Here is a 21,412-nt window from a genome sequence, read left to right as displayed (position 1 = left end):
ATGGCGAAGACGATACAGTTCTGGTTCGAATTCGCCTCGACCTATTCCTATCTCAGTGCGATGCGGATCGAAGATGCCGCGCAGGAAAAGGGTGTTTCCGTCGAATGGCATCCTTTCTTGCTTGGGCCGGTTTTTGCGGATCAGGGATGGCGCAACTCACCGTTCAACATCTATCCAGCCAAAGGCCGTTACATGTGGCGTGACATGGAACGCCTTTGCGCGGCGCGGGGGCTGCCCTTTGTGCGACCCGACCCATTTCCACAAAACTCCCTGACAGCGGCGCGCCTGACACTGGCCATCGAACAGCACTCCGAAAGGGCCGCATTTGTGCGGGCTGTCTATCGGGCAGAGTTTGGGCAAGGCCAGGATATCTCGGAACAGGATGTGTCGAAGAGGTGCCTGGAAACGGCTGGTCTGCCGCTTAACATACTGAACCGCACACAAGACGCGGACATCAAGGCAGCCCTGTTTGCGCAATCGGCGCGCGCCAAAGAGCTTGATCTGTTCGGAGCACCCAGTTTTTTAGCCGGAGATGAATTGTATTGGGGTGATGATCGGCTGGACGCAGCCCTGGATCACGCGGCTACAATTTAGAATAGTTCCAAATCTTGACTTCCCGCGCCCCTGCGCGCATATCAAAGGCACATCAGACGGAGCTGCCTCATGTTCATCCAGACCGAATCCACCCCAAACCCGGCCACGTTGAAATTCCTGCCCGGCCAAACGGTGCTTGAGGCTGGAACCGCCGACTTTCCTACGGCAGAAGCGGGCGAGAAGTCCCCGTTGGCCAATCGTATCTTTTCCGTCAATGGCGTCACCGGTGTGTTCTTTGGCAATGATTTTGTCACTGTAACCAAATCCGATGACGTTCAATGGGATCACATCAAACCGGCCATTCTGGGCGCGGTGATGGAGCATTATCAATCCGGTCAACCAGTCATGGGCGCAGATGCCGTCGCGGCCTCGGGTCATGCCGAGCACACCGGAGAAGATGCTGATATCGTCAACCAGATCAAAGACTTGCTGGACAGTCGAGTACGCCCTGCAGTGGCACAAGATGGCGGTGACATCACGTTCCATGGGTTTGATCGGGGCGTGGTGTACCTGCACATGCAGGGGGCCTGCGCAGGTTGCCCGTCTTCGACGCTGACCCTGAAGATGGGTATCGAAAACCTGCTGCGCCACTACATCCCAGAAGTGACCGAGGTTCGCCCTGTTGCCGTCTGACCCGACGATTCTGGCATTTGATACATCGGCCGCGCATTGCGCGGCCGCTTTGCTGCGTGGCCGCGAAATCGTTGCATCTCGGGCCGAAGCAATGTCACGCGGGCAAGCCGAGCGCCTTGTACCGCTGCTCGAAGACGTGCTTGCCCAGGCCGATTGCGTATGGGCGGACTTGGATGCAATCGGTGTGGGCATCGGCCCAGGAAATTTCACAGGCATTCGAATCTCGGTCTCTGCCGCACGCGGGCTTGCATTGGGTCTCGGCGTTCCGGCCGTGGGCGTTTCAGGGTTCGATGCTTTGACGGAACTGATCGATGCGGACCAGCTTCCCTGTATTCCTGCCCCGCGTGATCAGGTTTATGTACAGGTCCCCGGCTCCGATCCACGTCTGATGCAAAGGGTTGAAGCCGAGTCGCTTGGGCCTTTGTTTTCCTGCACCGATCCAGAAAAACAGGTCCGCGCCATTGCCCGGCTGACCGCCGAACGGTGGCGCGATGTCAGCGCACCACCAGCACCCCTGTATGTCAGACCCGCAGACGCTGCCCCGTCGCGCGATGTGCCACCGGTCCTGTTGGACGAATGACCCCGCACGAGATGGCATCGACTCATGCCGCAGCCTTCACGCAATCGCGCCCGTGGTCTGCCAGCGAATTCGCCAGCCTGCTTGAGAACCCGTTCACCCATTGTTTTGGGGATTCAAACTGCTTCGCCCTGGTCCAGGTGATCGCGGGTGAGGCCGAACTGCTGACGATTGCGACTCACCCCTCAATGCAACGGCAAGGTCTGGCGCTTAACATCATGCGCCATTGGCATGAACAAGCCGTCGCTATGAAGGCGAGTCGGGCATTTCTGGACGTCGCGGCAGACAATATGGCGGCCATCACGCTGTACCAACGCTGTGAATATCATCAATGCGGCTTGCGAAAAGACTACTATGCGCGGGAATTCGGCCCGAAAATCGACGCACTCGTAATGGAACGCAGCTTGCCGTAACGGAAATCAGTGATTTTTTAGACCATTTGGTCAGAAATCAATTGACCCCGACGGTTGCAAACCCTCTTAATACCCGCCATCACAACAGTTATGCTCGCTAAAAGTGGGTAAACGGGACTAATCTAAACCCGTGCCAACATAAAACTGGGAGACTGAAATGACCCTGATGAAATCCTTGATGGGTGCTGCCGCTGCGGTCGCGCTGACCGCAGGTGCCGCACTGGCCGAACCGGCGCTGATCTTTGATCTGGGCGGCAAGTTCGACAAATCGTTCAACGAAGCCGCGCATAACGGTGCACAACGTTGGGCGAACGAAACGGGCGGGAAGTACCGCGAGATTGAACTGCAATCGGAAGCCCAGCGCGAGCAGGCCCTCCGCCGTTTTGCCGAAGCAGGCGCGAACCCGATCATCACCATGGGATTTGCCATGGCAGACCCTCTCAGCACGGTTGCACCGGACTATCCCGACACCAAATTTGTTGTTGTTGATGTGACTTGGCTGGACGCGCCGAACCTGCGTCAGGTCGGCTTTGCTGAACATGAGGGCTCGTATCTTGTTGGAATGATGGCGGCCATGGCGTCTGAATCCGGCACGGTTGGTTTCATCGGAGGCATGGACGTACCGCTTATCCGTCACTTTGGGTGCGGTTATGCACAGGGTGCCAAGGCCGTTAACCCGGATGTTAACGTGATTGCCAACATGACCGGAACGACCCCAGCTGCATGGAACGATCCTGTAAAAGGTTCCGAGCTTACCAAAGCACAGATCAGCCAAGGCGCTGACGTGATTTATGCCGCGGCAGGCGGAACTGGCGTTGGCGTTCTGCAGACCGCAGCTGACGAAGGCATCCTGTCGATCGGCGTAGACAGCAACCAGAATCACCTGCATCCCGGCAAAGTGCTGACTTCAATGCTGAAACGTGTGGACGTAGCCGTGTATGAAGCGATGAAAGCGGGTGACGGCGTCGAAACCGGTGTCTTCGTAATGGGTCTGGCCGACGACGGTGTTGGCGTCGCCATGGACGAAAACAACAAAGAGCTTGTTTCGGTTCGCATGAGCGATGCTGTGGACGAAGCCCGCAAGGGTATCATCAACGGTGATATCAACGTTGTAAGCTACTACGAGAACGACAGCTGCCCGGCACTGCAGTTCTAAGACACACGCGGGGCGGGGGTTTCCTCCGCCTCGCCTCCACTCTGCCGCGCCGTCTGCGCGGCCCCTTCGGCAATTGAGGACAAGACATGACCGTCCCCGCCATTGAGCTCAAAGGGATTTCCAAAGCCTTTGGGCCGGTTCAGGCCAACAAAGACATTTCCATCAGCGTCGCCCCCGGGACGATCCATGGGATCATCGGTGAAAACGGTGCAGGTAAATCTACGTTGATGAGCATCCTCTTCGGCTTCTACAAAGCCGACAAAGGTGAAATCTGGATTAACGGCACCAAGACCGATATCCCCGATAGCCAGGCAGCGATCGCCTCGGGCATCGGGATGGTGTTCCAGCACTTCAAGCTGGTGGAGAATTTTACCGTTCTGGAAAACATCGTTCTGGGTGCCGAAGATGGAGGGCTGCTGGCGCCGTCTTTGTCCAAAGCCCGTAAAGAGCTCAAAGAGCTTGAGGAAGAATACGAGCTGTTCGTTGATCCTGACAAGCGTATCGATGAGATTGGCGTGGGGATGCAGCAGCGGGTCGAGATCCTGAAAGCGCTGTATCGCAAGGCAGAGATTCTGATTCTGGACGAACCCACTGGCGTGCTGACACCGGCTGAAGCCGATCAGTTGTTCCGGATTCTCGATCGTCTGCGGGCCGAGGGGAAAACGATCATCGTGATCACGCACAAGCTGCGCGAGATCATGGAAAACACTGACACCGTTTCGGTCATGCGGCGGGGGCAGATGACAGCGACTGTCAAAACGTCCGAGACCAGCCCCGAAGAGCTGGCCGAGCTGATGGTAGGCCGCAAGGTTCTGTTGCAGGTCGACAAGGTGCCCGCAAAACCCGGCAAACCCATCCTTGAAATTGAAAAACTGAGCGTTTTCGATGCGGCGGGTGTGGAACGGGTCAAAGGTATCGACCTGACAGTGCGTGCCGGTGAAATCGTTGGCATTGCTGGTGTCGCCGGGAACGGTCAGTCAGAGTTGCTTGAGGTTCTGGGCGGTATGCGCCCGGGTCAGGGCACGATCAAACTGAACGGCCAGACTCTGGCGCTGAGTGGCGCAGGATCGGACGGGCAGGCCCGCCGTGCCCAGCATATCGCGCATGTGCCGGAAGATCGGCAGCGCGAGGGCCTGATTATGGATTTCCACGCTTGGGAGAATGTGGCCTTCGGCTATCACCGCGACCCGGCCTACCAACGTGGCATCTTCATGGACAATGCTGCCCTGCGCGCCGATACCGAAGCCAAAATCGAGAAATTCGACGTCCGTCCGCCCGACGCATGGCTGGCCGCCAAGAGCTTTTCGGGCGGCAACCAACAGAAGATCGTCGTTGCGCGCGAGATTGAGCGGAACCCGGACCTTCTGCTGGTCGGACAACCGACCCGCGGCGTGGACATCGGTGCGATTGAGTTCATTCACAAGCAAATCGTCGCGCTGCGCGATCAGGGCAAAGCGATCCTGCTTGTCTCGGTCGAACTGGAAGAGATCTTCTCGTTATCCGACCGGATTGCGGTGATGTTCGACGGTCACATCATGGGCGAACGCCTGCCTCACGAAACAGATGAAAAAGAACTGGGCCTGTTGATGGCCGGTGTTGCGGGGGAGGCCGCGTAACATGGAAAAAATGCCTAAATGGGCCGATGTAATCCTGATCCCTCTGATCAGTTTGCTTCTGGCGGCCATTTTATCGGCGCTTGTGATTCTGGCCATCGGCGAGAACCCGATCGACGCTGTGAAGCTGATGGTGACCGGCGCGCTGGGGTCGACCTATGGTTGGGGCTATACGCTCTACTACGCGACCAATTTCATGTTCACGGGCCTTGCGGTCGCCGTCGCCTTTCACGCCCGGCTGTTCAACATCGGTGGCGAAGGTCAGGCCATGCTGGGCGGGCTGGGTGTCGCGATCATCTGTCTTTCGGTCCCATGGCCGCACTGGAGCATTGCTTTGCTCGCCGCCTGCGCCGCCTCGGCCTTATTTGGTGCGGCCTGGGCTGCAATCCCAGCCTATCTGCAAGCCAAGCGTGGCAGCCATATCGTGATCACCACGATCATGTTCAACTTCATCGCCGCCGCCTTCCTGAACTACATGCTGGTGAATATAATGAAACCGGCCGGCTCGCAGGACCCTGCAACGGCGCGCTTCCCCGAAGCCACGCACTTGCCGAGTTTTCAGTCGATGTTCTCGACCGCAGACAATGTTGTATTCCGGGGCGCTCCTGCAAACATCTCTTTCTTTGTGGCAGTTCTGGCTTGCTTTGTGGTTTGGGCCCTGATCTGGCGGACGCGACTGGGCTATGAAATTCGGGCCTACGGACATTCTGAAACTGGCGCCGTTTATGCCGGCATTTCGCCTGTACGGATCACGATCATTGCGATGCTGATTTCGGGTGGATTGGCAGGCATGATGGCCATCAACAACGTCATGGGCGAGGCTGAACGTCTGGTGCTGAACCCAACCGAAGGCGCTGGTTTTATCGGTATCGCCGTCGCGCTGATGGGCCGGTCGCACCCGTTTGGGGTTTTCCTTGCGGCTCTGTTGTTTGGGTTTCTCTATCAGGGCGGCGCGGAACTGGCGCTTTGGACCCAAATCCCGCGTGAGCTGATCGTGGTCATTCAGGCTTTAGTCATTCTGTTCACCGGTGCACTGGACAACATGGTGCGGATGCCGCTTGAAAAACTGTTCCTTGGTATGCGGAAGAGGGCTGAGTGATGGAATTTTTCGTTACCCTCATCCAGGTTCTGGATTCGACGATCCGCCTGTCCACGCCCCTGCTTCTGGCGTGTCTGGCTGGTCTCTTTTCGGAACGCGCAGGTATCTTTGACATCGGCCTCGAAGGTAAAATGCTGATGGCGGCTTTCTTTTCGGCAGCCATCGCAGCCGTCACGGGATCTGTTTGGCTGGGATTGCTGGCCGGTATCGCGTCCTCGATGTTGCTGTCGGGCCTGCACGGGCTGGCGTCGATCACATTCCGAGGCAATCAGCTGATCTCGGGTGTGGCCATCAACTTTCTCGCCTCGGGGCTGACCGTTTTGATCGCCCAAAGCTGGTTCCAGCAAGGCGGTCGCACACCATCCCTTTTCGGCGGCGGGCGGTTTGAACCCATTAATTTCCCGTTTGCTGAATCGCTCAGTGGTGTACCCATTTTCGGCCCGATTTATTCCGAGTTGCTCTCGGGTCATTCGATCCTGGTCTATGTGGCGTTTCTGATGGTTCCAGCAACGTGGTGGGTTTTGTATCGCACCCGGTTCGGCCTGCGCCTGCGGGCCGTGGGGGAAAACCCCGCGGCAGTGGATACAGCAGGTGTATCCGTGGTTGGTCTGCGTTTTGCCGCAGTCGCCATCTGTGGCGTTTTGTGCGGCATCGCAGGCGCTTATCTGGCCACTGCCTTGCAAGCTGGGTTCGTCAAGGAAATGACCGCCGGTCGCGGGTTCATCGCGCTGGCCGCGCTGATCTTTGCCAAATGGCGCCCCTGGCACGCCATGTGGGCTTGCCTGCTGTTCGGCCTGTTGCAGGCCGTCGCACTGCGGTTCCAGAATATCGATCTGGGCGGGATCGTGATCCCGGTGCAGATGATGGACGCCTTGCCCTATATCCTGACGGTGGTGATTCTGGCTGGCTTCGTCGGTAAGGCCGTACCGCCACGTGCGGGTGGCGAGCCCTATGTAAAGGAACGCTGATAAGTCCAGTTCAGGGACAAATCTAAATCCTGTTCGCTGCAGAGCGGCATGCAGAGTTGATTTTGTATGCCGCACCCGGTCTAAGGGGGTATGCACGTCTACCTGCCCATAGCCGAAGTGTCTGTCAGCCCATTCCTGCTGTTGGGGATCGGTGGGCTTGTGGGTGTTTTGTCGGGCATGTTCGGCGTAGGTGGCGGGTTTCTGATAACACCGCTTCTGTTTTTCATCGGCATTCCCCCTGCGGTTGCGGTGGCGACCTCGGCCAATCAGGTCGTCGCATCCTCGTTCTCGGGATTGATGGCGCATCTGAAACGCAAAACCGTAGATCTGAAGATGGGAACGGTGCTGCTGATCGGCGGAGTGTTTGGTGCAGCATTGGGTATGGTGGCCTTCAATTTCCTGAAACATCTGGGTCAGGTCGATTTGGCCGTACAGTTGTGTTACGTCTTCTTTCTGGGCGTCATCGGCACTTTGATGTTCATCGAAAGCTTGTCCGCCATCCGTCGCGCCAAACAGGCGGGCAGAAACCCCGCTCCCAAACGGCGCCAGCGCAATTGGATACATACGTTGCCGTTCAAAACACGGTTTCGGGCCTCCAGCCTTTACATCTCGGTCATCCCGCCAGTGTTGGTCGGGTTCGGCGTCGGTATTCTGTCGGCGATCATGGGTGTGGGTGGCGGGTTCATCATGGTTCCCGCGATGATCTACGTGCTTGGCATCCCGACAAAAGTGGTCATCGGAACATCCTTGTTTCAGATCATTTTTGTGGCCGGGTTCACCACGATGATCCACGCCTCGACCAACTTCAGCGTCGATATCATCCTGGCCGTTCTATTGTTGCTGGGTGGTGTTCTGGGCGCACAGTTCGGAACGATGATTGGTGCCCGTTTGCGGGCCGAGCAGTTGCGCATTCTGCTGGCGCTTCTTGTCATGAGCGTTGCTATCAAGATCGGCTTTGACCTGCTTGTGCATCCGGATGAGGTCTTCTCGCTCACCGAGCCCGGAGGGGTTTGACCGTGACAAAACGCATCGCGCGGCAACTACCTCTTTTTTATTCAACTTCAATAGGCGACAACGCGAAGAAAAACGCAGAGTGACGGTACCATGTATATATACCTGCCCATAGCCGAAGTATCGGTGAATGCATTCCTCCTGCTTGGTCTGGGTGGGATGGTTGGCGTTCTGTCCGGGATGTTTGGGGTCGGCGGCGGTTTTCTCATGACGCCGCTTCTGTTCTTCATCGGCATCCCTCCGGCTGTGGCCGTTGCGACCGAGGCCAACCAGATTGTGGCATCGTCCTTTTCCGGTGTTCTGGCGCATTTCCGACGAAAAACCGTGGACCTCAAGATGGGAACGGTGTTGCTGGTCGGGGGTCTTATAGGCGCTGCTTTGGGTGTGGTTGTTTTCAACTACCTCAAAAGTCTGGGTCAGGTCGATCTGCTGGTTATGCTGTGTTACGTGGTTTTCCTGGGCGTCATCGGCAGCCTGATGTTCGTCGAAAGCCTCAGGGCACTGCGCAAAGCCAAAAGGGGTGGAGCCGCCCCCGCCAAACGCCGTCAGCGCGGCTGGATTCACGCCCTGCCCTTCAAGATGCGGTTTCGCACATCAGGTCTTTACATCTCGGTCATTCCGCCTGTTTTGGTTGGGCTTTGCGTCGGCGTCTTGTCGGCAATCATGGGTGTTGGCGGCGGCTTTATCATGGTTCCCGCCATGATCTATCTGCTGGGCATGCCTACAAAGGTTGTTGTTGGCACATCGCTGTTTCAAATCATCTTCGTGACAGCCTTCACCACGATGCTTCATGCCACAACCAACTACACGGTCGACGTTGTTCTGGCCGTATTGTTGTTGGTCGGCGGCGTAATTGGTGCGCAGATCGGTACCGTGATTGGCGCGCGGATGCCGGCGGAACAGCTGCGCGTTCTGCTGGCTGCTCTGGTTCTGGTGGTTTGTGGCAAGCTGGCTCTTGATCTGCTTCTACAGCCTGCCGAGCTTTACTCACTTGGAAACGGGGGAGGACACTGAGGATGCTGCGTTCACTCATTGCCGCTTTTTGTCTGTTGTGCCTGCCCGTATCTGCAGCGGAAGAACAGGTTGTTCTGGGTCTTAGTCAGGATCGGGTTGCGATCACGGCGACCTTTGACGGCTCCGAGCTTCTCATTTTCGGGGCCATCAAACGGGAAACCCCTATTCCGCCCGGCCCACCCGTCGAGGTCATCGTCGCGGTCGCCGGTCCTTCTGAGCCGGTCACCGTACGCCGCAAGGAACGAAAGCTGGGGATCTGGGTCAACACCGACAGTGTCCTTGTCGACCTTGCGCCCAGTTTCTATGCCGTCGCCACCAGCGGACCTTTGGATGACATTCTGACTGACACTGAAGATCTGCGCTATCGCGTGTCGATCGAACGTGCGATCCGCTCTGTTGGTGCTGCGATGCATATCCGCGGAGCGCAGGATTTCGCAGACGCTGTGGTTCGCATCCGCGAAGATGAAAACCTCTATTCCATTCGCGAAGCCACGGTGGCTGTGGACGAACAAACCCTGTTCCGCACCTCAATCGACATGCCCGCCGACCTGACTGAGGGGGACTATACTGCCCGTATTTTCCTGACCCGCAGTGGAGAGGTGGTTTCGCAATACGAGACGACCATTGATGTCCGCAAAGTCGGCCTGGAACGGTTCCTGTACAACATGTCGCGCCAGCAACCCGTCTGGTACGGTTTGATGTCGCTTGTTATCGCGATTGCGGCAGGTTGGGGCGCTTCGACGGCTTTCCGTCTGTTGCGCGACAAGTAACGGTCAACCCCTGCCGATATAAGGCATGGTCGTGGCCATGACGGTCATGAACTGAACATTCGCCTCGGGCGGCAGGGTTGCCATATGCAAGACGGAGCGCGCCGCGTCTTCGACGGCCATGGTCGGGTCTGGCGTGTCCCCCGCCGCCTGCGCGGCGTCCACAAGACCCTGAACCATCTGCGTGCGGGCGTTCCCGATGTCGATCTGCCCGCAGGCTATTCCAAAAGGCCGCCCGTCCAAAGACAAGCTGCGGGTCAGTCCGGTAATCGCGTGTTTTGTAGCCGAATAATGCACAGAGTTCGGACGCGGAACATGTGCGGCAATCGAGCCATTGTTGATGATCCGCCCACCTTGCGGGTTCTGATGACGCATGATCCGAAAGGCTTCGCGTGCGCACAGGAACATGCCGTTCAGGTTGACATTGACGCTTTGATACCAATCCTCAAGTGCGATTTCGTCAATAGTGCCCCCCGGAGCAAAGATACCGGCGTTGTTGAATAAGACATCCAGACGCCCGACCTCGTCCGTAAACTTGCGGAACGCTGACGTCACAGCCTCAGGGTCAGTTACATCAGCAGGTAAGGATACCGCATTGCCGTGTTTTTGCGCCAGGGCATTCAGCTTATCCGCACTGCGTGCCAACACCCCGACTGTCCATCCTTGGGCCAGGAACAGTTCAGCCGTGGCCAGACCTATACCAGAGCTTGCGCCGGTAACGATGATGGATGTCATGTCTCTTCTGCCTCCAGTGTCAGTGATGCCGCTGGAACCGCCCGCAAGTCATCCACCTGCAACGGGTACGTTGGTTTCGACAACCGGTTGCGCACAACCCAGATCAGCCGCTCTTGCGCGCGGGTGATCGCCACGTAAGCCAAACGTTTCCATAAGGGCTGGCCGGCCTCAGTCCGGCCCATTCGGGCTGCGGCATAGATATCCGGCGCAAAGACCTGAACCGTATCCCATTGCGATCCTTGCGCCTTGTGAATCGTCACCGCCGCACCGTGCAGAAACGTCGCGCCCATGCGCGCGGCAAAAGGAATGAACGGTTCTTCCTCATCTGGCTTCTCGATCTGAACAATCGACGCCGCGCTGACCTGAGGGTCTTCAGCCCCCATAACATGCAACCGCGAGAATCCCGGCTTTCGCCCCGGCCCCAGATACACGACCTGAGCCCCCTTGATCAGTCCGCGCGCCTCAAGATCCAGACGTTTCTTGCGATGTTTCAACGGCAATTCGAGCCCGTCACAAATCAGCGGCTCTCCCTCCAACAACTCGGTCTCTGGTGCGCCATGGACGTTCCTAAACGCCTGAATCAGACGAATGCGCGTGGCATTGCGCCAGACCAGAACCGGGCTGCGCGCCATCAGGTCGACCTCGACCCGCTGCCCCCAGACCACCCGGTCGTCGCGGCGGGCTATCTCTTCGACCAAACGTTCGAAATCTTCAAACCCCATCGCCGGATCAGCCAAAGCATGGGCCAGATCGAGGATTGGATTGTCCGCATCCTGCCTGTGAACCCGTTCAAGCGTCAGCTTCCGGGGTTCGGGCAATGCCTCAAACACCATGCTGCCTGATTGATTTACCGGTGCCAGCTGTGCCGGGTCACCAAACAACAGAAGAGTTGCGAAAATCTCTTTCAGATCCTCGAACTGACGGTCGTCCAGCATCGACGCTTCATCGACAAATCCGATGTCCAAAGGTTCTTCGCGCCGTTTCCACCCCGTGATGAAATCCGATCCCCGCAAACCGGCCGCGGCCAGTGCCCCCGGGATGGATTTGTTGTTTTCGTAAAACGCCGCGGCCCGATCCAAGGCTTCATCTGTCAGCCCTTCGATCTCGGGGCGTTCATCGTTGCCCGCCAGCCATTCGGCAATGCGCTCGTATTCCGGGTCATAAACCGGCGTATAGAGAATGCGGTGAATTGTAGTGGCAGGCACGCCACGCAGTCGCAGAACGCTTGCAGCCTTGTTTGTGGGGGCCAGAATGGCAAGGCTGCGCTTGTCCCTGGACTTGCGACTTTCATAGTCACCGGACACGATCTGCACCCCGGTCTCTGCCAGCGCTTTGTACAGTTCAGCCAACAGCAGGGTTTTACCTGAACCGGCCTTACCGATTACGGCCATTACGCCGGATTTCCCTGCCCCCGGCAGCTTGAGTAGGGCGTCATCTTCCAGATCGACACCCGCTGATCTCAGCATCTCGGCGATGCTGTCAAATGCGGCGGCCTGGTCATCCGAGAAGGTTACATTTTGCAAAGACATGGCGCGACCCTACAGGGCCGCGCCGACCATCACCAGATGTGGAATGGCGTTTTCAACTGCTTACGCGGACAAGGCAAACCGGTGCTGTTTTTTGGGCCCAAACGCTGTGTTGAACCACAGGCGCGAAAGCTCGCGCGGGATACCAGCGCGTTCCGCCACGCGATTGCAGTCATCCGCCGAATAAGGCCACAACCCGATCGAGACCTGATCCCGTCCTCTGCCCTGGGTGCCCAGAACCTCGGGGGACGAGCCAATCAGACGACAGATACGGATCATACGCGCATCAAAGACACCGGCGATATGGGTCAGGCCAAAACCTTCCATCATTTCGCCGCCGCTCAGCATAATGGCTCCGGCCGTATGTGGACCTGCGTTGCGTGACAGGCAGAACCGGGTCACTTCCCAGATCAGCGGGCTGTAAATGGGTTTACCACCGTTAAGATGACCGAATATCTCGTTGATCATCACCCGGCCCGTTGTGGGCAGAACCCCCATTGACCCGCCATGACTGCCGTCCGGCTCTTCCCAAATGACATAGAGCGGGTTGAGCGCATCATGCTCATCCCGCTCTTCCCCCTGTTCATTGACATCCCACCCCAGCCGGGTTTTGAACTGATCCGCACGATCCTTGAACATCCCTTCCGCCAGAGTTGGAAATCTGTACAACTGATCGGCATATAAATAACGCAACATGACTTGTTCCCCTTGTCGTCCTGTGCAGGAACGAAGGGGGTACAGAGTCGTGGTTAATATTGCGTGTGGAAGGCGCACTCGCCTTAAACGACTATTAATCCTCGGCTGAGCGCAGTTGCGATGGCATGGGTGGTGTTATGGGCACCCAATTTGGACCGGGCGCTTTCGATATAGACACGCAGCGTATGCTCTGAAATCGAAAGAGAATGCGCCACTTGTGCCCGGCTGTAGCCCAAAGCCAAAAGGGTGATCGCGTCAATTTCCCGTGGTGACAGATTGCGTGCGGAATCCGGTTGCCTGTCTTTTTCGAATTCAAGCGCTTTGCGATTGATGTAATGCGCAACCAGAATTAACTCCCGCCCGTACGTTGAAATAAAGCGTTGCCAGGTCTGATCATCGCAACTGTGGTTTACAGTGAACAGGGCAAACTGCCCGTTCGGGCCCCTGATCGGAATGGAATAGCCCTGATTGCCAACACCGTGGCTTCTGGCATCTTCGAGAAAGGATTTTGCGATCCTGCTCGACCAGTCCAGAGATTTCCAGTCGACCGGATGAAATCTTTGGAAGCATCCAAGAATAACCGGGTCAATACGATGGTAATTCTTGTTTCGGTAGCGCTCGTCCCAGGCATCTGAATAGGTGGTGTAGCCGTATTGATCGCCAGCGCCATCGACCCAGTGATAGGTCAAATGTTCGACCTGCAGAATACCCCGCAATCGCTCTGCAACATTGCTGAGTTCTTCAAGCGTGTTGGTGTTTTCCAAATCCTGAAGGATCTGACCCAATTCGACTTCTGTTCCCATCCGCGGGCGCTTGTGCCTCGTTCTTCAGGGACGCAATCTCGGCCGCTGCGATCAATCTTGTGTCATCAAGCTGCTCGGCAAGCGCGCTCAACCCGTTCGCAACGGCGAAAGCATTGAGGTCCGACAGTACGTCCAATATCCACTCATTCTGCGCCATTAGGGTCTCTCTGAAACAGTTAACGAAGCGTTAACACAACCATAACATGTATGATCTTTTTCGACCTATTCACCGGTTTCTACTCCCCAAAAATAGCGGGGGAGGAAAATGTAAGTGTTTGAAAGTCCAAAAGGCTTTGTCGAAACGCAATACACCCGCGAATCGGACAGGCGATTCGCGGGTGTTTTTTGTCTACGACCCAAAGGGGGATCAGCCTGCGTCGAGAACCTCTTCCAAGGTCCGCAGGCCAGTGCGGGGCGCTTGAACAAGGACAGACATATTGCCCGGCTTATGTTCGTTCCGCAGCATCTTCATGTGGGCCTCGGGCAGATCGTTCCAGGTGAACACTTCGGACATGCAGGGGTCCAGACGACGCTCGACCATCAGCTTGTTTGCGGCAGCCGCCTGTTTCAGGTGGGCAAAGTGCGAACCTTGCAGGCGCTTTTGGTGCATCCACATGTAGCGCACGTCAAAGGTGCAGTTGAAGCCGGTGGTCCCGGCGCAGATCACAACCATGCCACCTTTTTTGACAACAAACGTCGAAACAGGGAACGTGCTTTCACCGGGGTGTTCAAACACCATATCCACATTGTTGCCTTTGCCGGTAATGTCCCAGATCGCCTTGCCAAACTTGCGGGCTTCCCTGAACCATTCGGCATATTCCGGGGTGTTTACCGTGGGCAATTGACCCCAGCAGTTAAAGTCCTTTCGGTTCAGTACACCCTTGGCGCCCAGCCCCATGACGAAGTCACGCTTGCTTTCGTCCGAGATCACGCCAATTGCATTTGCACCGGCCGTATTGATCAGCTGGATCGCATACGAACCCAGACCGCCCGACGCACCCCAAACCAGTACGTTCTGACCTGGCTTCAGATCGTGAGGTTCATGACCAAATAGCATCCGGTATGCGGTGGCCAGCGTCAGCGTGTAGCACGCCGCTTCTTCCCAAGTCAGATGCTTGGGGCGCGGCATCAGCTGTTGTGCCTGAACGCGGGTAAACTGGCTGAACGATCCGTCCGGCGTCTCGTACCCCCAAATCCGCTGGCTGGGAGAGTACATCGGATCGCCACCGTTGCATTCCTCGTCATCGCCATCGTCCTGGTTGCAGTGAATGACCACCTCATCACCCACTTTCCAGCGCTTCACCTTGTCGCCAACGGCCCAGACAATGCCCGACGCGTCCGAACCGGCGATGTGATAGGGGGCTTTGTGGCCATCAAACGGGCTGATCGGCTGCCCCAGGGCGGCCCAGACACCATTATAGTTGACGCCGGCCGCCATCACCAGAACCAGCACCTCGTTGCTGTCCAGTTCGGGTACGTCGACCACTTCTTGCTGCATTGCAGTGTTCGGCTCGCCATGGCGTTCCTTACGGATAGCCCAGGCATACATCTGCTTGGGGACAAATCCCATCGGAGGGATCTCACCCATTTCATAGAGGTCCTTTTCGGGTGCCTCGTACGACGCGATACCGCTTTCGGTGTCCAAAGCCATGCTGGCCTCCTATTCTCAATATCATTGCCGCAACGCAGAATCGCGCGCTTCACAAACTGAGATATTGGTCGATGGGTAATAATGCAACTGTTTTTGGTCGGGATTTGTAATTTTATGACCCTGCAAATGCAGAAAGCTATTTCGCAGCCGCAGTATTTCCAGATTTCTCATGGATGGGAACCGAGGCTGCATAATAATCCAACAGATCCTCACGTTGACCTGAAAAGGCCAGATTGCCCCTTTCCCGGCTTAAGATCCTGCGCTCGACCAACTGATTCAGGGCATTGTCGACCGCCGCTTCGTCTCCATCTGATGCATGACCACCTTCAGCCAACATGGACAGTATTTGGGATCGTACGGCTTCTTCAGGCAAAGACCCGTTTTCCTGCAACAACCGGCACGCAGCCGGTGCCGGAACCAGCGGGATGGCCTGACCGATGCGTTGCATCAATTCTCGGGCGAGGTCAGTCATGACATCGTCATCGCTGACAGCGCGAAATTCCTTGAGTGAAATCGGAACCCCATATCGCACCGAGGCAACGCCAAACCGCTTGTACCGCCCGATCAGGCGTCGCCAGAGCTGCTTGAGAACCCAGCGCGAGATTACCCCGATCCGAGCACGGAACCGGCGCTCAGAGCCCAAGGCGGCGCGAGTCAGGATCGTATCTTCAAGCACCCGATCGTAGTTCAGCGCCACAGGAACAAAAACGACATCGCGCCCGTCGATCGAAGTTCCATCCATAATGTATTTCAGCAAACCAAGCTTGGGACGACCCAACGCGCCGGTCAGGCTTAAACCGCCTTCCGGGAACATGGCTTGCGTCACACCAGCTTCGGTCGCGTGGCGCACATAACAGGACAGAACCTGCCGGTAGAGCTCGCTGCCCGATTTGCGCCGAATGAAATACGCCCCCATCGCACGGATCAAACGGCTAAGCGGCCAAACGCGCGCCCATTCTCCGACGGCATAAGACAAGGCCGACTGCTGTGCTGCCAGATAGGTGACAAGCACATAGTCCATATTGCTGCGATGGTTCATCACAAATACCACGGTCGCATCAGGGTCGATGTTTTTTATCGCAGCCTCGTCTTTATAACTGAGTCGGACCTCGTAAAACGTATTGCTCAGCAGGCGAGCCAGACGGATAGCAAAGCTGAAATATGCAAAGGCTGAAAACGACGGGACAATTTCGCGCGCATAGCGGCGCGCCTTTTCAGAGGCCACCGCTTCGGGAACGCCTTCGTCCCGCGCGTGTTGCTGAACGGCCTGGCCGACCTGTGGATCGTAAATCAACCGCTGGATCATGTCGTGTCGCCGCGCCAACTTGAACGGCTGAATGGGACGTTGAAGCCTTTGATTGAGGCGTGAAACGGCCCGTTCCAGCCTACGGCGAAAAAACCAACGCACCGAAGGGAACAGGAAATGCGAAGCAAAAGTGACCATGGCAAAGACCACGATCAGCAGGAAAAGCCAAAGCGGAAGTTCCACGGTTTGCGTCATGGCCGCACATTGCCATCAATCGCAACCGCTCACAATCTGAACAATCAAACGATGCCGCAACGCAGCGAATTGACATATCCCGAAAATTGCGCTTTAGAGCTTCAAGACGTAATTTTATTGCCCACTGAAACACGAGGTCCGCTATGACGCAGACGCAGAAAGATCGCCCCTGGCTCATCCGAACCTATGCCGGTCATTCCACGGCCAAAGCCTCGAACGCGCTTTATCGGGGGAATCTGGCGAAAGGGCAAACCGGCTTGTCCGTGGCCTTCGATCTGCCGACGCAAACAGGTTATGACAGCGACCACACATTGGCACGCGGTGAAGTCGGCAAGGTGGGTGTACCGGTTTGCCATCTGGGCGACATGCGGGTTCTGTTCGACCAGATTCCGCTGGAGCAGATGAACACCTCGATGACCATCAACGCAACTGCCCCATGGCTTTTGGCGCTTTATGTCGCCGTCGCGGAAGAGCAAGGCGCAGATGTGTCGAAACTGCAGGGCACGGTGCAAAATGATCTGATCAAAGAATACCTGAGCCGCGGCACCTATGTTTGCCCGCCCAAACCATCGCTCAAGATGATCGCGGACGTGGCCGAGTATTGCTATACCAACGTTCCCAAGTGGAACCCAATGAATGTGTGCTCGTACCACCTGCAAGAAGCGGGCGCGACACCAGAACAGGAACTGGCATACGCGTTGGCCACCGCCATCGCCGTGTTGGACGAATTGCGCCCGCGCGTTCCAGCAGAGGATTTCCCAGCCCTGTGCGGCCGGATTTCGTTTTTCGTAAACGCAGGCATCCGCTTTGTCACCGAAATGTGCAAGATGCGCGCCTTTGTCGACCTTTGGGATGAGATTCTGCAACAACGCTATGGTGTCGAGAATCCGAAATTCCGTCGATTCCGCTATGGTGTACAGGTGAACTCGTTGGGTCTGACCGAACAGCAGCCTGAAAACAACGTCTATCGTATCCTGATCGAGATGCTGGCCGTGACGCTATCGAAAAACGCGCGCGCGCGAGCGGTGCAGTTGCCCGCGTGGAACGAGGCGCTTGGCCTGCCGCGCCCGTGGGATCAACAATGGTCGATGCGGATGCAGCAAATTCTGGCTTATGAGACTGACCTGCTGGAATTCGATGATCTGTTCGACGGCAACCCTGCAGTCGATGCCAAAGTCGAAGACCTTAAAACAGGCGCGCGTGCCGAGCTGGCGAACCTAGACTCGATGGGCGGCGCTGTGGCCTCGATCGGGTATATGAAATCTCGCTTGGTGGAGTCCAACGCAGAACGGCTGAACCGTATCGAACGCAATGAAACCGTCGTTGTTGGCGTTAACAAATGGATCGAAGGTGAGCCATCCCCCTTGCAGACCGAAGATGGCGGCATCATGGTTGTCGATCCAGCCGTGGAACAGGAACAGATTGACCGCCTGAACGTCTGGCGTGCCGAACGGGACGACTCGGCTGTTGCAGCAGCTCTGGCTGCGCTGCGTGAAGCCGCACAGGCCGGGGCCAACGTGATGGAGCCGTCCATTGCGGCCGCCAAGGCGGGCGTCACCACAGGCGAATGGGCGGAAGAGATGCGCAAGGTCTATGGCACCTATCGCGGCCCTACTGGCGTTTCGGGCTCAGTTTCAAACAAGACCGAAGGGCTGGACGATCTGCGTGCCGCTGTCGATGCGGTCAGCGACACATTGGGCCGCCGCCTGAAATTCCTTGTCGGCAAGCCGGGGCTGGACGGCCATTCCAACGGCGCCGAACAGATTGCCTTCCGCGCCCGCGATTGCGGTATGGATATCAGCTATGAGGGTATCCGCCTGACCCCAGAGGAAATCGTGGACGCAGCACGCGAAGACGATGCGCATGTGATTGGCTTGTCCATACTGTCCGGCAGCCACCTGCCGCTGGTCGAAGAGGTTTTGGCGCGCCTGCAAAAAGCAGGGCTGTCCCATATACCGGTTGTTGTTGGCGGAATTATTCCCGATGAAGATGCCGAAAAATTGAAAGCCATGGGAGTGGCCAAGGTTTATACCCCAAAAAACTTCGAATTAAACGCAATCATGGGCGATATCGTCGTTTTGGCAGACCCGAAAACACTTGCTGCTGAATAATTGAAGCGCCTGCGTCTTATTCCCGTTTCTATCCATTAGGGATTGGGGATGGAATAAACCGGCATTTGGAATTACGGTGCGCGCCGATACGCACCGTAATTAAGTTTGCTCGGAGAAGAATAATGGGGATAAATCTGGAAGAGATGTCACGAAAAGAGCTGTTGGCTTTACGTAACGACATCGACAAAGCGCTTGTTAGCGCCGAAAAACGCGATCGTCAGGACGCGCTGAAGGCGGCCGAGAAAGCCGTCGCAGAGTTTGGCTTTTCGCTGTCTGAGTTGTCCACCGACGGACCACGCAGTGGAAAAGCGCCGAAAACCAAAGCCAAATATCGCAACCCGTCGAACCCGGACCAGACGTGGTCAGGCCGTGGCCGTAAACCTCAATGGGTGCATGATGCCCTAAAGGCGGGTGCCGATATTTCTAAACTGGAAATTTGATCTGGGTAACTTGAGCAAATGACCATTCACATTGGCGCCGAACAAGGCGAAATCGCGGAAACCGTTCTATTGCCCGGAGATCCTTATCGGGCAAAATGGGCCGCTGAAACGTTTTTGACCGATGTAAAACAGGTCAATGACGTTCGAGGAATGCTTGGCTTTACCGGAAATTGGAAAGGAAACCCTGTTACAATTCAGGGCAGTGGCATGGGAATGCCTTCTCTTTCCATTTACGTGAACGAGCTGATCCGCGATTACGGTGCAAAAACCCTGATCCGTATCGGTTCATGTGGTGGAATGCAGGACAGTGTCAAACTGCGCGAGGTCATTCTGGCGATGACTTCTACCACGCTGAACACACCGTCCAGCGGCATCATGAAAGAACTGAACTTTGCCCCCTGCGCTGACTGGGATTTGTTGCAAGCTGCGGCAGTGGCAGCAGCGGCAAAGGGAACACCGACCCATATTGGTGGAATCTACTCATCCGACGTCTTTTATGACGAGCGCCCGGATCTGAACGAACAGATGGTGCGTCACGGCATTCTGGGCGTCGAGATGGAAGCCGCGGAACTGTACATACTGGCGGCACGCCACAAATGCAGGGCTTTGGCCGTACTCACGGTTTCCGATCACCTTCTGACCGGAGAAGCTTTGCCTTCGTCCGAACGCCAGAGCAGTTTTGGTGACATGGTGGAAATTGCGCTTCAGGCGGCTTTCTCGAACAGCTGACAAAAGACAGGTACCGCTCGGTGCCTGTCAGTTTTATCGCCCGTGCGTGCGATCATACCCGTTGCGCGCCGGGCTTTCCCGCCACTTCAAATCACCTTCGACAGGGGCGAAGGTTTCGACCAACAGCGGGAAACAGGCCGCCGTGTCCGATGAATGCTCGGACGAACAATCCCCGCCCGGGCAAGCGCTCAGATTGCCCAGCAGATCAATCTCGGCAAAGAACTCAAGATAGTCACCGGGGCGCACGGGTGAGGCTTTCATGAAATACTGACCAGTGTCACGGGTGAACCCCGTGCACATAAAGACATTCAGAACATCGTGCACCGCAGGTTCGGCTTCGGCCAGTGGAAGATCCAGATGGTCTGCAAGTGCGCGGGTCAGATTTGAATGGCAGCAATGATGATATTGCGTGCCCGACAACAGATTGCCCGTATATGGATCGCACCGCGTCCCGATCACATCGTGAACCGACCCACCAAAAGGATCAATCCCGTACCATTCCAGCGTGTCCGCAATGATCGTGGCCATCGGACGCAGGTGGGGAAAGCTGGACCACATCCGCTCGCCTGTGGTCAGATGCGTTCCATGTAAAGCGCGGGTTTTCCCGGAATAGAACCGCTCGGACAAGTCATTTAGGTTCCACAGGTTCAAATCACCGACCTGTGGCCCTTCGACTGACGTGATACGAAAGAAATGCCCAGCGGGCGCCTCAAAACAGCGCGCATCGCGCGGAGGAATCAGGACCTCGCCAGTTTTTACCGCACGTTGGCGAACGGATCGCATCCGTGAAACATCGGGACGCGGCAAGGCATCGTTCGGATAGCAGATGACAGGGGCCACTGCGCGACGCGCTTCTGCATCTTCGGGCGGGCGGGTAGTGGTCTCAATATTGGTCATGCGACGCAGATTGACGCATAACTCTGTCGGCGAAAAGGCATGACTTTCACGCGTCACGTGCCTTCAAACATCGCAGAGGTTGGCTTTGGGCCGTGATTTGGGCACCGCAGTAGCTGCACCGCCAAACACCATGGCTTTTGTCTTGTCGCCACCGACACTCACGCGTAAGCGCAGAATGGCGCGCGCGCCAGAAAAAATAGGCGAACACTCCGGCCGCCAGAATAAGCAGAAGAACAGGCATTCCTCTGCTTTGCTGATTAACGGACGCTTTTCAAGTGCCGCAGCCCGTTATCAGGCCGCGTTTGCGTATTCGAACAGCTCGGGTTCCTTGTCGGCCTGAACCGGCTCTGGCGTGTAATAAGCCCATGCCTGTTCAAGCAGTTTCAGTGCCTCTTGGGCGTCGACTTTCTGTTTGGATGTCGCTGTGCTCATTGGAGTGATCCTGACTTAATCTCATCACTCCTCCCTGACCAAAAAA

General features: G+C 56.6%; 22 protein-coding genes. 14 read left to right on the top strand and 8 right to left on the bottom strand.

Going from position 1 to position 21,412, the window contains the following annotated elements; genetic code table 11:
- From AC2FJZ_RS08670 to AC2FJZ_RS08620, 11 genes are all read left to right on the top strand, one after another.
- Positions 1 to 594, top strand: coding sequence for a 2-hydroxychromene-2-carboxylate isomerase (locus tag AC2FJZ_RS08670; protein ID WP_496777039.1), 594 nt, complete (start codon positions 1 to 3; stop codon positions 592 to 594).
- Between the two features lie 69 nt (positions 595 to 663).
- On the top strand, positions 664 to 1,227 hold the full coding sequence (locus AC2FJZ_RS08665; RefSeq protein ID WP_496777038.1) for a NifU family protein: 564 nt from the start codon (positions 664 to 666) through the stop codon (positions 1,225 to 1,227).
- A complete protein-coding gene (gene tsaB / locus AC2FJZ_RS08660) occupies positions 1,217 to 1,807 on the top strand; it encodes a tRNA (adenosine(37)-N6)-threonylcarbamoyltransferase complex dimerization subunit type 1 TsaB (RefSeq protein WP_496777036.1) in 591 nt (196 codons plus the stop codon). The genes AC2FJZ_RS08665 and tsaB overlap by 11 nt, the downstream gene beginning before the upstream one ends.
- Entirely contained in the window at positions 1,804 to 2,217 is a 414-nt protein-coding gene (locus AC2FJZ_RS08655; protein ID WP_496777034.1) for a GNAT family N-acetyltransferase, read from the top strand. The genes tsaB and AC2FJZ_RS08655 overlap by 4 nt, the downstream gene beginning before the upstream one ends.
- Positions 2,218 to 2,374: 157 nt before the next feature.
- Positions 2,375 to 3,373, top strand: coding sequence for a BMP family lipoprotein (locus AC2FJZ_RS08650; RefSeq protein ID WP_050604090.1), 999 nt, complete (start codon positions 2,375 to 2,377; stop codon positions 3,371 to 3,373).
- Positions 3,374 to 3,459: 86 nt separating this feature from the next.
- Entirely contained in the window at positions 3,460 to 4,989 is a 1,530-nt protein-coding gene (locus AC2FJZ_RS08645; RefSeq protein WP_050604089.1) for an ABC transporter ATP-binding protein, read from the top strand.
- A 1-nt stretch (position 4,990) separates the two neighbouring features.
- Positions 4,991 to 6,085, top strand: a complete 1,095-nt coding sequence (locus tag AC2FJZ_RS08640) for an ABC transporter permease (RefSeq protein ID WP_050604088.1) — start codon at positions 4,991 to 4,993, stop codon at positions 6,083 to 6,085.
- Complete coding sequence (locus tag AC2FJZ_RS08635; protein WP_050604087.1) at positions 6,085 to 7,053, top strand: ABC transporter permease; 969 nt, start codon at positions 6,085 to 6,087, stop codon at positions 7,051 to 7,053. Before AC2FJZ_RS08640 ends, AC2FJZ_RS08635 begins: the two co-directional genes overlap by 1 nt.
- 90 nt (positions 7,054 to 7,143) lie before the next feature.
- Entirely contained in the window at positions 7,144 to 8,067 is a 924-nt protein-coding gene (locus tag AC2FJZ_RS08630) for a sulfite exporter TauE/SafE family protein (protein ID WP_496777032.1), read from the top strand.
- A gap of 90 nt (positions 8,068 to 8,157) precedes the next feature.
- On the top strand, positions 8,158 to 9,078 hold the full coding sequence (locus AC2FJZ_RS08625; protein WP_050604085.1) for a sulfite exporter TauE/SafE family protein: 921 nt from the start codon (positions 8,158 to 8,160) through the stop codon (positions 9,076 to 9,078).
- A 2-nt stretch (positions 9,079 to 9,080) separates the two neighbouring features.
- The gene (locus AC2FJZ_RS08620; RefSeq protein WP_050604084.1) at positions 9,081 to 9,848 is read left to right on the top strand and encodes a TIGR02186 family protein; all 768 of its coding nucleotides are present in this window, start codon (positions 9,081 to 9,083) and stop codon (positions 9,846 to 9,848) included.
- A gap of 3 nt (positions 9,849 to 9,851) precedes the next feature.
- On the opposite strand, the gene AC2FJZ_RS08615 is transcribed toward AC2FJZ_RS08620, so the two are convergent.
- The 6 genes from AC2FJZ_RS08615 to AC2FJZ_RS08590 form a co-directional block, all read right to left on the bottom strand.
- Positions 9,852 to 10,580, bottom strand: a complete 729-nt coding sequence (locus AC2FJZ_RS08615) for an SDR family oxidoreductase (protein ID WP_496777031.1) — start codon at positions 10,578 to 10,580, stop codon at positions 9,852 to 9,854.
- Complete coding sequence (locus AC2FJZ_RS08610; RefSeq protein WP_050604082.1) at positions 10,577 to 12,109, bottom strand: ATP-dependent DNA helicase; 1,533 nt, start codon at positions 12,107 to 12,109, stop codon at positions 10,577 to 10,579. Before AC2FJZ_RS08610 ends, AC2FJZ_RS08615 begins: the two co-directional genes overlap by 4 nt.
- A 60-nt stretch (positions 12,110 to 12,169) precedes the next feature.
- The gene (locus tag AC2FJZ_RS08605) at positions 12,170 to 12,802 is read right to left on the bottom strand and encodes an acyl-homoserine-lactone synthase (protein ID WP_496668613.1); all 633 of its coding nucleotides are present in this window, start codon (positions 12,800 to 12,802) and stop codon (positions 12,170 to 12,172) included.
- A gap of 83 nt (positions 12,803 to 12,885) precedes the next feature.
- Complete coding sequence (locus AC2FJZ_RS08600) at positions 12,886 to 13,605, bottom strand: helix-turn-helix transcriptional regulator (RefSeq protein ID WP_050604080.1); 720 nt, start codon at positions 13,603 to 13,605, stop codon at positions 12,886 to 12,888.
- 367 nt (positions 13,606 to 13,972) lie between these two features.
- Positions 13,973 to 15,256, bottom strand: coding sequence for a crotonyl-CoA carboxylase/reductase (gene ccrA, locus AC2FJZ_RS08595; protein ID WP_050604079.1), 1,284 nt, complete (start codon positions 15,254 to 15,256; stop codon positions 13,973 to 13,975).
- Positions 15,257 to 15,392: 136 nt separating this feature from the next.
- The gene (locus tag AC2FJZ_RS08590) at positions 15,393 to 16,757 is read right to left on the bottom strand and encodes a 1-acyl-sn-glycerol-3-phosphate acyltransferase (protein ID WP_496777029.1); all 1,365 of its coding nucleotides are present in this window, start codon (positions 16,755 to 16,757) and stop codon (positions 15,393 to 15,395) included.
- A 143-nt stretch (positions 16,758 to 16,900) separates the two neighbouring features.
- Here AC2FJZ_RS08590 and AC2FJZ_RS08585 point away from each other — a divergent pair, with 143 nt between their 5' ends.
- The 3 genes from AC2FJZ_RS08585 (at position 16,901) to deoD (ending at position 20,037) form a co-directional block, all read left to right on the top strand.
- Positions 16,901 to 18,868, top strand: coding sequence for a protein meaA (locus tag AC2FJZ_RS08585; RefSeq protein ID WP_496777027.1), 1,968 nt, complete (start codon positions 16,901 to 16,903; stop codon positions 18,866 to 18,868).
- Between the two features lie 122 nt (positions 18,869 to 18,990).
- Positions 18,991 to 19,308 carry an H-NS histone family protein gene (locus AC2FJZ_RS08580; protein ID WP_496777025.1) on the top strand — a complete coding sequence of 106 codons (318 nt, stop codon included), beginning with the start codon at positions 18,991 to 18,993 and terminating at the stop codon, positions 19,306 to 19,308.
- Between the two features lie 18 nt (positions 19,309 to 19,326).
- Positions 19,327 to 20,037, top strand: coding sequence for a purine-nucleoside phosphorylase (deoD, locus tag AC2FJZ_RS08575; RefSeq protein WP_496777024.1), 711 nt, complete (start codon positions 19,327 to 19,329; stop codon positions 20,035 to 20,037).
- Between the two features lie 33 nt (positions 20,038 to 20,070).
- Here the strand turns inward: deoD and AC2FJZ_RS08570 are convergent, their stop codons facing one another.
- Both AC2FJZ_RS08570 and AC2FJZ_RS08565 read right to left on the bottom strand, forming a co-directional pair.
- Positions 20,071 to 20,934, bottom strand: a complete 864-nt coding sequence (locus AC2FJZ_RS08570) for an urea carboxylase-associated family protein (RefSeq protein ID WP_496777022.1) — start codon at positions 20,932 to 20,934, stop codon at positions 20,071 to 20,073.
- 291 nt (positions 20,935 to 21,225) lie between these two features.
- The gene (locus AC2FJZ_RS08565) at positions 21,226 to 21,366 is read right to left on the bottom strand and encodes a hypothetical protein (protein WP_172677882.1); all 141 of its coding nucleotides are present in this window, start codon (positions 21,364 to 21,366) and stop codon (positions 21,226 to 21,228) included.
- Between the last annotated feature and the right edge of the window lie 46 nt (positions 21,367 to 21,412).

Source organism: Ruegeria sp. CDSA079 (assembly GCF_059612245.1).
This window is presented reverse-complemented; position numbering and strand designations above follow the sequence as displayed.

What these genes read in the sequence shown, in the direction of transcription:
- AC2FJZ_RS08670 (WP_496777039.1), top strand. Translation starts at nt 1, where the DNA reads ATGGCGAAGACGATACAGTTCTGGTTCGAATTCGCCTCGACCTATTCC.
- AC2FJZ_RS08665 (WP_496777038.1), top strand. Translation starts at nt 664, where the DNA reads ATGTTCATCCAGACCGAATCCACCCCAAACCCGGCCACGTTGAAATTC.
- AC2FJZ_RS08655 (WP_496777034.1), top strand. Translation starts at nt 1,804, where the DNA reads ATGACCCCGCACGAGATGGCATCGACTCATGCCGCAGCCTTCACGCAA.
- AC2FJZ_RS08650 (WP_050604090.1), top strand. Translation starts at nt 2,375, where the DNA reads ATGACCCTGATGAAATCCTTGATGGGTGCTGCCGCTGCGGTCGCGCTG.
- AC2FJZ_RS08645 (WP_050604089.1), top strand. Translation starts at nt 3,460, where the DNA reads ATGACCGTCCCCGCCATTGAGCTCAAAGGGATTTCCAAAGCCTTTGGG.
- AC2FJZ_RS08640 (WP_050604088.1), top strand. Translation starts at nt 4,991, where the DNA reads ATGGAAAAAATGCCTAAATGGGCCGATGTAATCCTGATCCCTCTGATC.
- AC2FJZ_RS08635 (WP_050604087.1), top strand. Translation starts at nt 6,085, where the DNA reads ATGGAATTTTTCGTTACCCTCATCCAGGTTCTGGATTCGACGATCCGC.
- AC2FJZ_RS08630 (WP_496777032.1), top strand. Translation starts at nt 7,144, where the DNA reads ATGCACGTCTACCTGCCCATAGCCGAAGTGTCTGTCAGCCCATTCCTG.
- AC2FJZ_RS08625 (WP_050604085.1), top strand. Translation starts at nt 8,158, where the DNA reads ATGTATATATACCTGCCCATAGCCGAAGTATCGGTGAATGCATTCCTC.
- AC2FJZ_RS08620 (WP_050604084.1), top strand. Translation starts at nt 9,081, where the DNA reads ATGCTGCGTTCACTCATTGCCGCTTTTTGTCTGTTGTGCCTGCCCGTA.
- AC2FJZ_RS08615 (WP_496777031.1), bottom strand. Translation starts at nt 10,580, where the DNA reads ATGACATCCATCATCGTTACCGGCGCAAGCTCTGGTATAGGTCTGGCC.
- AC2FJZ_RS08610 (WP_050604082.1), bottom strand. Translation starts at nt 12,109, where the DNA reads ATGTCTTTGCAAAATGTAACCTTCTCGGATGACCAGGCCGCCGCATTT.
- AC2FJZ_RS08605 (WP_496668613.1), bottom strand. Translation starts at nt 12,802, where the DNA reads ATGTTGCGTTATTTATATGCCGATCAGTTGTACAGATTTCCAACTCTG.
- AC2FJZ_RS08600 (WP_050604080.1), bottom strand. Translation starts at nt 13,605, where the DNA reads ATGGGAACAGAAGTCGAATTGGGTCAGATCCTTCAGGATTTGGAAAAC.
- ccrA (WP_050604079.1), bottom strand. Translation starts at nt 15,256, where the DNA reads ATGGCTTTGGACACCGAAAGCGGTATCGCGTCGTACGAGGCACCCGAA.
- AC2FJZ_RS08590 (WP_496777029.1), bottom strand. Translation starts at nt 16,757, where the DNA reads ATGACGCAAACCGTGGAACTTCCGCTTTGGCTTTTCCTGCTGATCGTG.
- AC2FJZ_RS08585 (WP_496777027.1), top strand. Translation starts at nt 16,901, where the DNA reads ATGACGCAGACGCAGAAAGATCGCCCCTGGCTCATCCGAACCTATGCC.
- AC2FJZ_RS08580 (WP_496777025.1), top strand. Translation starts at nt 18,991, where the DNA reads ATGGGGATAAATCTGGAAGAGATGTCACGAAAAGAGCTGTTGGCTTTA.
- deoD (WP_496777024.1), top strand. Translation starts at nt 19,327, where the DNA reads ATGACCATTCACATTGGCGCCGAACAAGGCGAAATCGCGGAAACCGTT.
- AC2FJZ_RS08570 (WP_496777022.1), bottom strand. Translation starts at nt 20,934, where the DNA reads ATGACCAATATTGAGACCACTACCCGCCCGCCCGAAGATGCAGAAGCG.
- AC2FJZ_RS08565 (WP_172677882.1), bottom strand. Translation starts at nt 21,366, where the DNA reads ATGAGCACAGCGACATCCAAACAGAAAGTCGACGCCCAAGAGGCACTG.